15 protein-coding genes are annotated in these 14,034 nt (G+C 57.7%); 8 read left to right on the forward strand and 7 right to left on the reverse strand.

The window, feature by feature from the left end:
* Nucleotides 1-60 precede the first annotated feature (60 nt).
* Nucleotides 61-1,149, forward strand: a complete 1,089-nt coding sequence (rlmN, locus tag ELR57_RS01390; RefSeq protein WP_126956493.1) for a dual-specificity RNA methyltransferase RlmN — start codon at nucleotides 61-63, stop codon at nucleotides 1,147-1,149.
* Nucleotides 1,150-1,212: 63 nt separating this feature from the next.
* Here rlmN and ELR57_RS01395 read toward each other — a convergent pair whose 3' ends face one another.
* The 4 genes from ELR57_RS01395 to ELR57_RS01410 all read right to left on the reverse strand — a co-directional run bounded on the left by ELR57_RS01395 (nucleotide 1,213) and on the right by ELR57_RS01410 (nucleotide 4,685).
* Nucleotides 1,213-2,292, reverse strand: a complete 1,080-nt coding sequence (locus ELR57_RS01395) for an AbrB family transcriptional regulator (RefSeq protein WP_238162366.1) — start codon at nucleotides 2,290-2,292, stop codon at nucleotides 1,213-1,215.
* A complete protein-coding gene (locus tag ELR57_RS01400) occupies nucleotides 2,289-3,005 on the reverse strand; it encodes an MBL fold metallo-hydrolase (protein ID WP_238162367.1) in 717 nt (238 codons plus the stop codon). Before ELR57_RS01400 ends, ELR57_RS01395 begins: the two co-directional genes overlap by 4 nt.
* A gap of 424 nt (nucleotides 3,006-3,429) precedes the next feature.
* Nucleotides 3,430-3,783: an MmcQ/YjbR family DNA-binding protein gene (locus tag ELR57_RS01405; protein WP_126956497.1), complete on the reverse strand. Its 354-nt coding sequence runs from the start codon at nucleotides 3,781-3,783 to the stop codon at nucleotides 3,430-3,432.
* Nucleotides 3,780-4,685, reverse strand: coding sequence for a LysR family transcriptional regulator (locus ELR57_RS01410; RefSeq protein WP_126956499.1), 906 nt, complete (start codon nucleotides 4,683-4,685; stop codon nucleotides 3,780-3,782). Before ELR57_RS01410 ends, ELR57_RS01405 begins: the two co-directional genes overlap by 4 nt.
* Nucleotides 4,686-4,809: 124 nt before the next feature.
* On the opposite strand from ELR57_RS01410, the gene ELR57_RS01415 reads away from it, so the two are divergent.
* From ELR57_RS01415 to ELR57_RS01425, 3 genes are all read left to right on the forward strand, one after another.
* Nucleotides 4,810-5,877 (forward strand): branched-chain amino acid aminotransferase, encoded by a 1,068-nt coding sequence (locus tag ELR57_RS01415; RefSeq protein WP_126956501.1) that lies wholly within the window; start codon nucleotides 4,810-4,812, stop codon nucleotides 5,875-5,877.
* Between the two features lie 23 nt (nucleotides 5,878-5,900).
* Nucleotides 5,901-6,197: a DUF6509 family protein gene (locus ELR57_RS01420; RefSeq protein WP_126956503.1), complete on the forward strand. Its 297-nt coding sequence runs from the start codon at nucleotides 5,901-5,903 to the stop codon at nucleotides 6,195-6,197.
* 205 nt (nucleotides 6,198-6,402) lie between these two features.
* Entirely contained in the window at nucleotides 6,403-7,785 is a 1,383-nt protein-coding gene (locus ELR57_RS01425) for an MFS transporter (RefSeq protein WP_126956505.1), read from the forward strand.
* 11 nt (nucleotides 7,786-7,796) lie between these two features.
* Here ELR57_RS01425 and ELR57_RS01430 read toward each other — a convergent pair whose 3' ends face one another.
* On the reverse strand, nucleotides 7,797-8,756 hold the full coding sequence (locus ELR57_RS01430) for a TRM11 family SAM-dependent methyltransferase (RefSeq protein ID WP_126956507.1): 960 nt from the start codon (nucleotides 8,754-8,756) through the stop codon (nucleotides 7,797-7,799).
* A gap of 234 nt (nucleotides 8,757-8,990) precedes the next feature.
* On the opposite strand from ELR57_RS01430, the gene ELR57_RS01435 reads away from it, so the two are divergent.
* The 3 genes from ELR57_RS01435 (at nucleotide 8,991) to ELR57_RS01445 (ending at nucleotide 11,585) form a co-directional block, all read left to right on the forward strand.
* Nucleotides 8,991-9,482, forward strand: a complete 492-nt coding sequence (locus tag ELR57_RS01435; protein WP_126956509.1) for a hypothetical protein — start codon at nucleotides 8,991-8,993, stop codon at nucleotides 9,480-9,482.
* A gap of 249 nt (nucleotides 9,483-9,731) precedes the next feature.
* Entirely contained in the window at nucleotides 9,732-10,739 is a 1,008-nt protein-coding gene (locus ELR57_RS01440; protein ID WP_126956511.1) for an HD-GYP domain-containing protein, read from the forward strand.
* A 93-nt stretch (nucleotides 10,740-10,832) separates the two neighbouring features.
* Complete coding sequence (locus ELR57_RS01445; RefSeq protein WP_126956513.1) at nucleotides 10,833-11,585, forward strand: GTP cyclohydrolase II; 753 nt, start codon at nucleotides 10,833-10,835, stop codon at nucleotides 11,583-11,585.
* Nucleotides 11,586-11,701: 116 nt separating this feature from the next.
* Here ELR57_RS01445 and ELR57_RS01450 read toward each other — a convergent pair whose 3' ends face one another.
* Complete coding sequence (locus ELR57_RS01450) at nucleotides 11,702-12,298, reverse strand: nitroreductase family protein (RefSeq protein ID WP_126956515.1); 597 nt, start codon at nucleotides 12,296-12,298, stop codon at nucleotides 11,702-11,704.
* A 223-nt stretch (nucleotides 12,299-12,521) separates the two neighbouring features.
* Here ELR57_RS01450 and ELR57_RS01455 point away from each other — a divergent pair, with 223 nt between their 5' ends.
* Nucleotides 12,522-12,989 carry a 2-thiouracil desulfurase family protein gene (locus ELR57_RS01455; RefSeq protein WP_126956517.1) on the forward strand — a complete coding sequence of 156 codons (468 nt, stop codon included), beginning with the start codon at nucleotides 12,522-12,524 and terminating at the stop codon, nucleotides 12,987-12,989.
* Between the two features lie 44 nt (nucleotides 12,990-13,033).
* On the opposite strand, the gene ELR57_RS01460 is transcribed toward ELR57_RS01455, so the two are convergent.
* The gene (locus ELR57_RS01460; protein ID WP_192896495.1) at nucleotides 13,034-13,894 is read right to left on the reverse strand and encodes an AraC family transcriptional regulator; all 861 of its coding nucleotides are present in this window, start codon (nucleotides 13,892-13,894) and stop codon (nucleotides 13,034-13,036) included.
* Nucleotides 13,895-14,034: the final 140 nt, after the last annotated feature.

Consider the following 14,034-nt stretch of genomic DNA (forward strand, 5'->3'; position numbering starts at 1 on the left):
TTCCAGAATCTCTGGGACAATAGGAGACAGAACGTTTAACGGTTGAAAAGAGGGTAACTCGTGAATAAATCATCCATATATGGCCTGACTCAAGACCAGCTGATCGATTGGCTGGCGGAGCGCGGGCATCGTAAATTCCGGGCGGCGCAAGTCTGGGAGTGGCTTTATCGGAAGCGGGTCGACAGCTTCGCGGAGATGGCGGACGTCCATCCGGACTGCCTTAAGCTCCTGGAGGAGAACTTCGTTTTCGTCACCATGACCGAGCATCTGAAGCAGGAGTCGGCCGACGGCACCAAGAAGTTTCTTTTCCGCTTGCAGGACGGCAACCTGATCGAGACGGTGCTGATGAAGCACAAGTTCGGCTTGTCGGTGTGCGTGACCACTCAGGTGGGATGCAACATCGGCTGCAGCTTCTGCGCGAGCGGGCTGCTGAAGAAGAGCCGCGATCTGTCGGCGGGCGAGATCGTCGAGCAGATCATGAAGGTTCAGCTCCACCTCGATCGGATCGGGAACGGCGAGAAGGTCAGCCACATCGTGGTCATGGGGATCGGCGAGCCTATGGATAACTTCGAGAACGTGCTGAACTTCATTCGGGTCGTGATCGATCATAAAGGCCTTGCGATCGGATCGCGCCATATTACCGTGTCGACGAGCGGCCTTGCCGACAAGATCCGCGAATTCGCGGACACCGGCCTGCAGGTGAACCTGGCAGTATCGCTGCATGCGCCGAACAACGAGCTTCGGACCCGGATCATGAAGATCAACCGGGCGATTCCGATCGAGAAGCTGATGGACGCCATCGATTACTTCCTGAAGAAGACGAACCGCCGGACGACGATCGAGTACATTCTGCTGAAGGACGTGAACGATCGGGTCGAGCACGCCAACGAGCTGGCCGATCTTCTCGGCGGGGAGCGCAGCTCTCTCTTGAACGTGAACCTGATTCCGTACAACCCGGTCGACGAGCACAGCCAGTACCAGCGGACGGAGACGGATGCGGTGCGCGCCTTCTATGACACGTTGAAAAAAAGAGGGATCAGCGTCAGCGTTCGTCTCGAGCATGGGGCGGACATCGACGCCGCTTGCGGCCAATTGCGCAGCAAGCAGATCAAGAAGGATAACCAACTGGCCGAAGCCGCTTTGTCTTAATGCGGCTCTAGATGAGCAAAGCCCGGAGCAGCCGATCGTTGGCTTCTCCGGGCTTTTTTCCTTTCAGTTTTTCTCGGCGGCGGCGCTGCGCGCCGCGCGTCGTTCCAATTGCTTGAACAGCAGGCGGATAAGCGGCGGAATCGCGAAGTAGATGAACCAGGTGCGGAACACCTGGTAACTCGTCACGATGGCGATATCCGCATGAACCTCCTGGGAGATGATTCCCATCTGGTCCATTCCCCCGGGCGACATGCTAAGGAAGGCGGTCATCGGCGAGACCGCCGGATGAAGCGCGGTCAGCATCGCGCTGAGACCGAACGCGAAGCCCAGCAGGACCGCTCCGCTGAGGATGGCAAGCAGCACGAGCCGAACCTTTCTCTCCAGCTTCTCCGGTCGAAGCAGCAGGCCGACGTAAGTCCCGATCATAAGCTGCGCGGCGTTCAGAATGACGGCGGGCATGGCGGGACCGTCCAGGCCGATTCCTTGGGCGACGGCGGTGGCGATCATCGGCCCGAGAAGGTAGGCCGAAGGGAAGCGGATCTTCTTGGCGAGCCAAGCCGCCGTTACGCAGAGTATCGCGAACCAGACGATATTCGGGAAGAGGCTGCCCCAATCGGCTTCCGCCGTGCGATGCACAGCGCTCTCCGTCCCGCCGAAGACGGGGCTGAAGACAAGCAAGGGAACGCAGAAGATGATGATCATCAGCCGCGATACCTGAAGGAAAGTCACGACGGTGATGTCGATTCCCTTCGTCTCTTCCGCCAGGATCAGCATCTGATTCATGCCTCCGGGAATGGTCCCCATAAGAACGGTAGGGAAGGGGAGGCCCGTCAGCTTGGATACGACGAAGCCGATCGCGGTACTGGCCACAAGCAGCAGCGTCGTCATCAGCATCATGGTAGGCAGCTGATGGCCCATATCCCGAAGCGTCTCGGACGAGAAGGACAGTCCGATGGAATAGCCGACTAGGAGCAGGGCGGTATTGCGCATCGAGCCGGGCCAGCGCGGCGAGAAGCCCCGGAACCTGGTGGCTAGGAAAGCCGCCACCATTGGCCCCAGCAGCCAAGGGAGGGGAATGCGCAGCAGGCTGAACAGCATGCCGCCGATAAGGCTTAAGAGAAGCGTGAGGGCGAAATTCTTCACAACGGCTGATATAGCTCCGCGATCCGCTTGTTCGCTTCGCCTCGGTACAGGCCGCCGTGGTAGCAGACCACGGTCTCGATGTCGTAAGCCTTCAGCTTGCCCAACGAGTTCAGGGCTTCCGGCATATTCGGCGTATTCGCCGAATTCGGTCCGCTCAGCTCGCCGTCGACGACAACCAGGGCATCTCCCGCAAGCAGCGTCTTGCTGGCTTCATGATACAGGCAAACATGCCCCGGCGTATGGCCCGGGGTATGGATGACGACGAGGCCTCCGCCATAAGGCAGCCGTTCGCCGTCGGCGAACGTTCGGCTGACATTCGCCTGCTCCGGGCGGATAAACGTCTTCTCGAAGGCCGCGCGGACCGGCTCCGGCATGGCCGCGAGCAAGTTTGCCCGGCGTTCCGGCGATACCTTAATCATCGGCTCGGCGCCGTCGATGGCTCCTTTATCTTCTTCATGAGCATAGACGGGCAGGCGCTCGTTGTCCTCGATCAGATAGCCGGGAAGCCCGCCGATATGGTCGATGTCCTGGTGGGTCAGCAGGATGACCCGCGGAGCGTCTTCCGAGATTCCGGCCTCTTGGACGAGCTTGTTAATCTGAGCGCTGGAACCCGGCATGCCGGTATCGACAAGTACCCAACCGTTGGAGTCAAACAGTACGGAGGGGTGAATAACCATCATGCGGTCCCCCATATTCAAGACGAGCTCCAGCATCTCCAAACCTTCTGCGATGCGCATGTTTTAATCCGACGATCCTGATCCTTAAGGAAACGCCGGTTCACCTCCTTGAGTTAGGATAGAAACAAAGATGAGTCCAATGTAAATCTGGGAAACCATTATGTCAAATGAATGCCCTGATGCAACCGGCTACGAATGAAGCGGCGGGATGTAGGGTAGGTGAAGCGGATTAGCGGTACATGGTGCAACAAATCGGCGGGATGCTGGGTGAGAGAGGCGGATTAGTGGCACGTGGTGCAACAAATCGTCGGGATACTGGGAGAGTGAGGTGGATTAGTGGCACGTGGTGCAACAAATCGGCGGGTAGCGGGTTACAGAGTGCGCCGGTGCTAGGAATGGAGCCGTAACCCGATAAAGTCGGGTTACAGCTTGCGCCGGAGCCTGAGCGAGCCAACCGGCCTCATTCGATCGCGTCGCGTTCCGCTCGGGTCAGCTTGGCCCATACCAGGCGATAGGAGGCCTCCAGCATCTCGAGGACCACGGGTTCCGGAACGCTTCCGTCCAGCAATACGGTGTTCCAATGTTTCTTGTTCATATGGTAGCCGGGCAGCACGGAGCCCGGGTAGCTCTCTCGTTGAAGCCAAGCTTCATCGGGAGACGTCTTAAGGTTCACTCTCGGCTTGTCCCCATTCGCGTGGAACAACGCGAACATCCGGCTTCCGACGAACAGGACGGGCATATCCGGATCGAACGGGTAACGAAGGCTCGTTCCGGGGTAGGCTAAGCCTCGTTCGATTAGTTTCTTCTCAGTCATGGCGTCGATTCCTCCTCGGAGAACATTTCAATGAAGCGCTGCGCGCTTTTGGACAAGTAACGGTCCTTCAGCCAGACAATCCCGACCTCGGATTGAAAGTCGGCGTCGGTGATGCTGCATACAATAATATCGCTAAGCGGGAAGGAGTCGATGACGGAGCGGGGAAGCAGCGTGACTCCGATTCCGGCGGCGACAAGCGCGATGATGATGGCCACGCTGGAGCATTCGCACAGGATGGAAGGGTACAGGCCGTTCGCCCGGAATTGCCGGATGACCTTCTCGTGCATTCCCTTGGTCTGGTCGGTCTTCAGCGTCAGGAACGGATAATCGGCCAGATCCGCCATGCATAGGGAGCTTGGAGGCGGAGACGGGAACCAATTCTTCGGGAGGATGGCGACGAAGGGGTCGGAAGGAAGCTTCTTGACGGCGTAGCGATCGTCGTCCAATCCGGCCTCGAAGGGGAGGCGGGAGAGAATCAGCTCGATCTGCCTCGCGTCCAGGTAATGCCCCAACAGGAAGTGATCGCCTTCCTGGATCTTGTAGGTCACGCGCGGATATCTCTCGCTGAACTCGCGAAGACGCTGGGGCAGAAGCGAGATGCAGGAGACGACGGAACCCACGGCAAGGGTGCCGACAAGTCCTTCCTCCAGCTGCCTGATCTCGGACAAGGCCTCGTCGAACTGCCCGAGCAGCTCTTCTGCCCGCTTCTTGAGCAGCTGTCCGGCTGCCGTCAGGGTGAAGCTGCGGCCGCTTCGGTCGAAGAGAAGAACGCCCAGCTCTTCTTCCATAAGCTTAAGCTGGCGGCTGAGAGGCGGCTGCTCCATATTGAGGATCTTCGCCGCCCGGGTTACCTGCCCCTGCTCGGCAACCGCGAGAAAATACCGGAGCTGTCGCAAATCCATAAGATCGCCTCCCGGACCATACCTATAAAGTATCGATAACGTATCATACAGATATTTTAAATATATTCGAAAACTTGTTATCATAAAAGCATAATCTACTCTGAGCGAAGGAAGGCTAAGCCATATGGGATGGGCTATTGAGCTGGAGCGCACGACGTCTCCTAAGCAGAAACCGAAGGTTAGCGAGCTTGGATTCGGCAAGTATTTTACCGACCACATGTTCATCATGAATTACGACGAAGGGCAAGGCTGGCATCATCCGCGAATCGTTCCTTATCAGCCGATCTCCCTCGATCCGGCCGCCAAGGTGTTCCACTACGGGCAGACGGTATTCGAAGGCTTGAAGGCATACCGTACCGCCGATAATCGCATTCGGCTGTTCCGCCCGAGCAAGAATCTGCAGCGCTTGAATCTGTCCAATGACCGGCTGAGCATTCCCGAGATCGACGAGCAGCTGTTCCTGGAAGCGCTTTTGTCGCTTGTTCGCGTCGACAGCGACTGGATCCCGGGCGAGCCGGAGACGTCCCTATACATTCGTCCGTTCGTCATCGCGAACGAGCCCCTGCTTGGCGTATCGCCGTCCAAGCAGTACCTGTTCATGATTATCCTGTCTCCGGTAGGCTCTTATTACGCGGAGGGCATCAACCCGGTCAGCATCCATGTCGAGTCGCATTACGTGCGCGCGGTGGAAGGCGGGGTCGGCACCGCGAAGACGGCCGGGAACTATGCGGCCGGGCTGAAGGCGCAGGAAGGCGCCTCGGAGAAAGGCTATACCCAGGTGCTTTGGCTTGACGGGGTACATCGCCGTTACGTCGAGGAAGTCGGCAGCATGAACGTCTTCTTCAAGATCGGCGACACGGTGGTGACGCCGCAGCTGAACGGCAGCTTCCTCGCGGGCATCACGCGGGATTCGACGCTCCAGCTGCTTCGGCATTGGGGAGTCCCGGTCGAAGAACGGCCGATTACGATCGACGAGCTGGTGGAGGCCTGCCGTTCGGGCGAGCTGAAGGAAGCCTTCGGGACCGGAACGGCGGCCGTCATCTCTCCGATCGGAGAGCTCAGCTACCGAGACGAGAAGCTGGTCATCGGAAGCGGCGAGACCGGACCGGTCTCGAAGCGGTTGTATGATACGTTGACCGGAATTCAATACGGCCGGGTGGAAGATCCGTTCGGCTGGATGATGGAGCTTTAAGAAGCTCCGGGAAGGAAGAGAATATGCTCCCGATTACCGAATACAGCGTGGAGCTGGTGAAGGATCCGTTCGGGATCCTGTCCGGCAAGAGATATGAATTCTTGATCGACCTCGACCTTCCGGAGGATGACGAGCTTTACTCCGAGAACGGGGTAAGCGTGAGGGTCATCTTTAAGGAGGACGGGGAAAAGTCGGGCATCGTCAAGTACGAGCTGCTGGAGAAGACAACGAGCCGGCTGTTGGACTTCGATATGGAGGACGAGGAAGAGGCCGAGCTGCTCGCCTTCTGCCGCGACCATCTTGCCGAGGCCGACGAATAAGGAGTTCGCCTATCATGAAGGCCCTTGCGTAGGAGCAATCAGCCGTCCGGCTGACTACGCGGGGGTCTTTTTTCATGAGAACGCGATTAAAGGGAAGTAACCGTCCCTTTCCGGGTTTGTTCAACCTTGCGTTAAGAGGGTAGGATGGGGAGTGGTATTTTAGTGATAAGATATTGCATGAGCAATAGGTTAGGATGTGTTCTTCTTGAAAGATAGAATCATGATGCCGATCTGGACGATCGGAGTGTTCATCGTCGTCATGAATACGACCATGTTCAACGTATCGATGCCAAGTATCATCCAGGATCTCGATATTACGGCCGACCTGGGCTCCTGGGTCATCTCAAGCTATTCCATCGGCTATGCGCTCTCGACGGTCCTCTTCAGCCGGTTGACGGATATCGCGCCGCTGCGCAGGCTTCTTGCGGTCGGACTGACGATTCTGGGCTTGTCTTCTCTCGTCGGGTTGTTCGCGAACGGCTTCGAGGTGCTGCTCGCGGCGCGCATCCTTCAGTCTGCCGGCGCCGGCACGATGGCCGGGCTGGGCCTGGTCATGGTCAGTCGGTACATCCCGGCCGAACGCCGCGGCCGATCGATCGCGATGATCTCGAGCGGAAGCGCGATGGCGTTCGGATTGGGGCCGATCATCGGAGGCCTCGTCAGCGAATACATCGGTTGGAACGGCTTGTTCGGCATTACCTGCCTGGTCATCGTGCTGCTTCCCATCCTGCTGCGGCTGCTGCCCCGCGAGACGGGGCGGGCTAAGCCGAACGAGAAGTTCGACGGCGTCGGCGCCGCGCTGACGGTCGTTAACGCGACGGCGCTGCTCCTCGCGGTGACGCAGCTTTCTTATCTCTGGCTGGCGGTCAGCCTTGTCTCGATCGCCTTCCATGTTCTGTGGCTGCGCAGAGGCAAGTCGGGGTCCTTCATCAACCCGGAGCTGTTCCGGCTCAAAGGCTACAAATATCTGATGGTCATCGGGCTGTGCCTATTGATGCTCAACCTGGGCAACCTTTTCCTCATGCCGCTTGCTCTCTCGACCCTGTTCGGGAAGTCGGCGCTGGCTGTCGGACTGTTCATCGCCCCGGGAGCCATCTTGAGCACGCTGGTGTCCCGCTTCGTCGGAAGGTGGATCGACCAATACGGCAACCTTCGTTTCCTTCTGCTCGGACAGGCCGTGCTTGGGGCGGCGATGCTCTTCTTCGCCCTGACGTTGGACCGGTCGCCCTATATCGTGCTGATCGGCTACCTCTTCATCTCGCCTTCGTTCACGGCGTCGCTCTCGTCGCTCAACAACGAGTCGACACAGCTGCTTCCCAGGAACCTCGTCGGTTCGGGAATGGGCTTCCTCCAGCTGGTTCAATTCTTCGGAGGATCGTTGTCCGTCGCGATGTGCGGGCTGCTGCTTGAACACCAGAAGCACGTGTCGATGGCTCAAGCCTTCGATCGAGTGTACGGCGTGCTCGGCTTTATCGTTCTCGGCTCTCTCGCCGTGACCGTCGGCTACCTGCTCTTCGGCGGCGGCACGCTGAGAAGCGGCGAGCAGGCGCGGAAGGCGCGGACGCTTGCCGCGGCGGAGAGGAACTGAGCCGGGTCGCGTTACCGGCAGACCGCGATGTGCCTTACGAAGGAAGCGCCCTTCCTGGATTCGCATCGACTCTCGACGGCGAAGCCTAATTCGGCAAGCTCCTCTTCGATCTTGCGGTGAGAGATAATCACGGCCCTGCGGGCGATTCTTCGGGTTTCTTGGAGAATCGCCCTTTCTACGTCCTCCGAGATTCGGGTGACGTGATTATAGGGGAGGTCGACGATTGCGACATCGTAGGTCGACCGTACGTCCTCGATGGCCCCGGCGGATACTTCCCCTGACAATCCGAAGTGTACGAGATTCTCGCGAGCCCCTTGCGCCGCAAGCGGATTGATATCCCTTCCGACGATATCGATTCCCATCGACCGGGCTTCCACTAGCACGGTGCCGATGCCGCAGCAAGGATCGATCGCTTTGATCCCGTCCGGGTTCGGAACGGCGATATTGGCGACGGCTCTGGCCACCCGGGCGGGCAGCGCGATCGAATATTCCCTCGGCTTCTTCGCATGCTTCAGCCAGACGGCTTGATTATCCGCATAGGGACCCAGGTACCAGCGTCTCTCGTAGGCGACCAGTCCGAAGACTCGGTCGGGCCGATGAACGTCGGCACGTCCGCGAATGACCGCGCCAACCGCTCGTTCCATTCGCCGCTGTTCCTCGAATTCGATTTTGCTGCCGGGCGCCAGATCATTCTTTTTGACGAAAAGCACCTTGAACGTAACGCCATCGCCCAACGATATCCGCGACGCCTGCGCGATAAGCTCCTCCAGGGTGTCCCCTTCGCAGACCGGTTCGATTCTCTCCCGGATGAACGGGCTGCGGCTGGGATCGATAAGCACGGGGCTCCGAAGGATAGGCAGCCCGGTCGGCGGCTCGACGCCGAGCAGAGCGGTCAGCTCCAGTCGGCACAAGGATTCCTCGTCCTCGTGGCTGGCGTAGGTGTAGAGATAATTCCTCTTCGTTGAACTCATCGGGCAACCGCCTTTCTCTTATGACCACCATATCCCCATTCAGGACGGATTGCAAAGCCGGTTAAAGAACCGGATGTAGTCCATCGGTTGAATTGACGGTCCGCGCGGGTTGCCGATATCATAATCGCAGATGCGCCAACGTATATTTGGTAGAAAATCGGACTCGAAAAAGAATAATTGTAAGCGCTGACAACCAAGACGGGAGGAAAGCTGATTTATCTGGAGGCGATAGAGATGGGCACTCGCTTGTTGGCGGAACAGATCATCCGGCAGAAGTATCCGCATCTCCGTTACGTTCGCATTCATGCGAGAGGGAGGAACAATGTCGACATCTACGCGTGGAATGAGGATCTGCAGCTCCCGGATAAGGACCGGTACGAGCTGGGGCAGTTCGCGGCGGCGAATCTGGCCCCTTATGCGGTCTTCCATGTCAAAGCGTACTCCTTGCTGAGGGAGGACCGGGTTCCCCGCTGGGATGAGCTGCCGGAGCCGATCCATAAAGCCGCGCTGAACCGAAGCCTGGACCAAGAGCGGATCCTCTCGCTTCTCAACGGAATGTTCGCGAACGGGAGGGTGTCCTTCCGCCGCTACGATCCTTTTCTGGGGACGATTCATCTGGAATTGTGTCCGAACGCCCCCGTCACCGATGTCGAGAAGGAGCTTCTTCATCGGTACCTGGAGGAGCTGCTTCCGCTGGGCTCGACGTTCGAGATTACGTATCGCTGATCGGCTGACAAGGCTTTCCCGACCGCTGGCGCGGAGCGGGGAAGCCTTGTTCGATGTTGGGAGAATGGTTTATAAGGACTATTCCTTAAGTATGTGGTATTATCTGGAACGCCATGCTACATTTATTATGACTTCTATCTTATGAATTCGGTTCCACGGGCCGATATACCCAGTAGAGTAATGATGGGGAATTAGAATCAAGGTTACATAAAGCAGCGGAGGATTGGGCTGAAGGGAGCAGGAAGTCGGATGGAGGAATGGATTGGCAGGGTCGTAAAGCAGGATGTCATCAAATCGGGACTCGTCCTGGTGGCTGCAGGCACTAGCTTGGAGATGACCCATATCAAGCTTCTGGAGCAACACCGCGTGGATCTCTCGGAATTGCTATGGCTTCCTCCCAGCGAGTATTCGGATGCGGCTCTTCCGGACAAGAGCATGAAGCTGGCTTCCGCATACTCCAAGGAGATGTTCGACAGCATTAAACGGAGTCGGAAGGTTCCTCTGATGGATATCAAGAATGAACTGATTCCGCTCGTGATGGATGTCGCCAACCATCAGAACGTGTTCAATCTGATCGAACTGATCAAGGCGAAGGGCGAGTATACCCACCAGCATAACATTGGCGTCGGCGTTCTATCCTCCCTTATCGGGCGCTGGATGGAGCTGAACGAGTCGGAGCTCGCGCTGCTTGCGCTGGCGGCTACTCTTCACGACGTCGGCAAGGTCCGAGTGTCGGACGAGCTGCTGAACAAGCCCGGCAAGCTGACGGCGGAGGAGTTCGCCGAGATCAAGCTTCACACCCGTTACGGATATGAGATCTTGAACGAGACGGTAGGCTTGAGTCCGCGCGCCGCGCTGGTCGCTCTCCAGCACCATGAACGCGCGGACGGCCAAGGGTACCCGCTTAAGCTGAGGAACTCGCAGATCGACCCGTTAAGCCGGATCGTGGCCGTGGCTGACGTGTTCCATGCCATGTCCTCGAATCGGCCTTACCATGCGGCGCTGCCTTTCCATCAAGTGGTCACCCAGATGCGGAACGGGGCATTCGGAGAGCTGGACAGCCGAATCGTGAACATCTTCCTCGAGAAGCTGTTCCTTCATCTTATCGGCCATCAGATCAAGCTGACGGACGGACGCTGGGGAGAAGTCGTGTATCTGAACCCGCATGACGATCTGCATCCTCTTGTGAAGGTTGAGGAACAATTCATCGACCTGAGCCAAATGCGCGACTTGCATATCATGGAGATCGTTCTATAATATTTTTTACCGAGGGGCTTCCGGGATACGAAGCGACTCTCGGGGGATAATGAGCATATTCCGGATATGCCTAAGGATAGGAGCGCCGTGACCATGGGGAACATAGCGATGAACGAGCAAGTAACCGCGATCCTGTCCGATAAAGTTCAATTGATCGAGACGGAAAGGGGAGCCCTCTATCTGGTCGGGCCGATCAAGCTGCCGGTCAACCTGAAGGGCAAGACGGTTCACTTCCAATGGTACTGCTGGCTGGATTGCAAGGAAGTCACGGATGACTTCGGGCGGATCATCGAGAAGCTGTCCTCCATCAACCTCGCGGAATATCAGCAGTCAAGCGTCCTCGCCTACGGAGATTTCGCGAACGCGGAAGAAGCCCTCATTCGCATGCATTCTATCTGCCATACGGGCGATATCTTCGGAAGCAAGCGCTGCGATTGCGGATTCCAATTGAAGCAGTCCATGCAGATGATCGTCGATCACGGGGCAGGAGCCTTATTCTACCTGGCGAACCATGAAGGCCGGGGGATCGGCTTGTTCAGCAAGGCGCTCGCGTACATTCTTCAAGAGAACGGCTATGACACGGTGGATGCCAATCTGGAGCTCGGGTTCGCGGACGATTCGCGCGACTACCGGGACGCGATAGCGGTACTGAAGCGGATGCGGTCCAAGCCGGTGACGCTTATCACGAATAATCCCAAGAAGCTGGATGCGCTGGAGCGTTCGGGAATGAACGTAGCCGGCCGGGCACCCTTGTGGGGAGATCAGTCCGAGTATAATTCGAAGTACCTTCAGACGAAGGTCGGACGTTCGGGGCATCTTCGGGAGAATACCTGCAACAACGACTAGACAGGTTTTACCGACTTGGGTTATAGGATAAAGGTCTGGCGGCGTCGGAAGCGACGAGGCCAGACCTTTTGCGTTCATTCGGATCCTTTGCGGCAAAAACGCCGATTTGACTCCGATTAGTAAGCTTGTCCGAACGTTCCTTGGAAGAGCAGCTCTTGTACGGGCTTGCGCGGAGATGGAACCTCGCGCTCGGCCATGGCAGGAGGCAGCGCGTCGCTCGGACCTTGATAGCCGATCGCGACAAGCGCTTGAATCGCGAAGCTCTCCGGAATGCCCAGCGCTTCGCGCGCTTTCGCGAAGTCGAAGCCGGTCATCGCATGCGTAATCAGGCCCTTGCGGGATGCCTCGTGAGCGAGGGCTCCCCAAGCGGCTCCCGTGTCGAACGCGTGGGAAGGGAACGGGCCCTTCTCGGTCTCGGTGCTGGATACGATCAGGACGAGCGTCGGAGCCTTCTTGCACCAAGCCAGGTTGAATTCGCCGATAAAGGTATAGAACCTCTCGCGATCTTCCGGGGAAGTCGCGACGATGAACCTCCAAGGCTGGTAGTTGAACGCGGACGGAGCGAAGCGAGCGGCTTCGAATACGCTAAGGAGCGTCTCTTCCGGGATCGGCTTCTCCAGGTAGGAGCGGGGAGACCAGCGGTTCACGTTGATCGGATCGATCGGATAAGCGGTGGGACGGTTCTGGGTGAGCAAGTCTTGTGCAGTTGCCATAGTTGCCTCCTCAATCGTGCTTATGATGGGAATGTTCTCTTGCTGCCAAGCAGTATGCCGGAATCGAGAAACATTATGCAACCATTATAGCAAACGAAATTACAAAAATATAGCAACTTATATTAGTTAAGATATCGGGCAAAAAATAGATTGAATTCGGAGCATCTTGTCTTTATTGTTGGAATAAATAGTTAGAAAATTAGGAGAAATTGGAGGGCTGAGAGTGAAACGAAAAATACTGGTTAGCGCTTGTCTGCTCGGACACAAGGTCCGGTATGACAACGGAGATGTTCCGTGCCTGGATCAACGGTTCCTGAAGTGGTACGAGGAAGGCCGGATGGTCCATATCTGTCCGGAGGTAACGGGCGGGCTGCCCACGCCTCGCCCGGATGCCCAGCTTGTCGGCGATCGGGTCATGACCGGGGCCGGCGCCGACGTGACGAAGGAATTCGACATCGGGGCGCAGGCTGCCCTAAAGCTCGCGCAGCATCATGACGTGGCGCTGGTCATTCTTAAACAGGACAGCCCCTCCTGCGGAACGTTGTTCGTCTATGACGGCACCTTCACGGATACGAAGACGGAAGGGGAGGGACGGACGACCGCTCTGCTTCGCAGACACGGCTTCAAGGTGTTCGGAGAGGATCAATTGGACGAGATCGAGCGGGAGCTTGCTCTGATCGATGCGGGATGAACGAGAAGGGAGACCGGCCGTTGGCCGATCTCCCTTCTCTATCGTTATGGCTTGACGATCGGAACCCAGACTTCGCAGCGATAATCCGGAGAGCTTGTGTCGCCTTCGGGATAGACCTCGAGTTCCGGCCCCTCGGCATGCGTGTACCCCGTGGAGGGGAACCATTCCTCGAAGACTCGGCGCCACACGTTCTGGATGGCATGCGGCATCGGACCGACGGATGGGAAGATCGCCCAAGTGGCCGCCGGAATAAGAAGCTCCTGAAGCTCTTGATCCGCTGGCCGGTCTGCGTTCTCGGCGGCGATCCAGTAGTCGAATCGTTCGTTCGCCAGGTCCATGTTGCCGCAGATGCCGAGCAGATCCTTGCCGGGGCTTGCCTGTACGACCTTGCCGATCGTTCCGTCCGCGCCGGCGTCCTGCCAGAACCTCGTGATGTCGGTCAGGTTCTGCCCGCCCGCGGTGGTCGTGCTGAACTTCTTGCCTAACGTGCGGAAAGCCGGTTTCTCTACGATTCGATAGTCCATGTCTTGAACTCCCTTCAAAGATAAGTGGAAGGAGAGCCGAGGGAACGCCTTAAGCGCCGCTCCTTCGTCGCGAGCCTCCGAGGGCGAGATGCCATGCGCCTTCCGGAACGCCTTCGAGAACGACTCGGGAGATTCGTAGCCGTACTTGAGCGCGACATCCAGCACTTTGGACGAGCCGACCGCGAGCTCTTGAGCGGCCAGCGTCAGCTTCCTTCTGCGGATGTATTCGGCGACGGTGAAGCCCGTCAGCATATGGAACATCCGCTGGAAGTGAAACGGGGACGAGTAGGCTTCCCGGGCCAGCTCCTCGATATCCGTCTTCCCTTCCATGCGCGACTCCATCAACTCGATCGCTCTTGTCATGCGGTTAAGCCATTCCACTTGGCCCTCCTCCTTCTTGCCTTATCGTAGCATCGTTCTTCTTCGTCTTCCTGATCTTTTGTGCGTTCTTCGAACCGATCGAATCGAGAGCTTCTCATCGGCTTGTCTATTCTTCGATCATAACGGATTTGCCGCTTGCT

Origin of the sequence: Cohnella sp. AR92, from assembly GCF_003990975.1 — a bacterium.
Taxonomy (GTDB): domain Bacteria; phylum Bacillota; class Bacilli; order Paenibacillales; family Paenibacillaceae; genus Cohnella.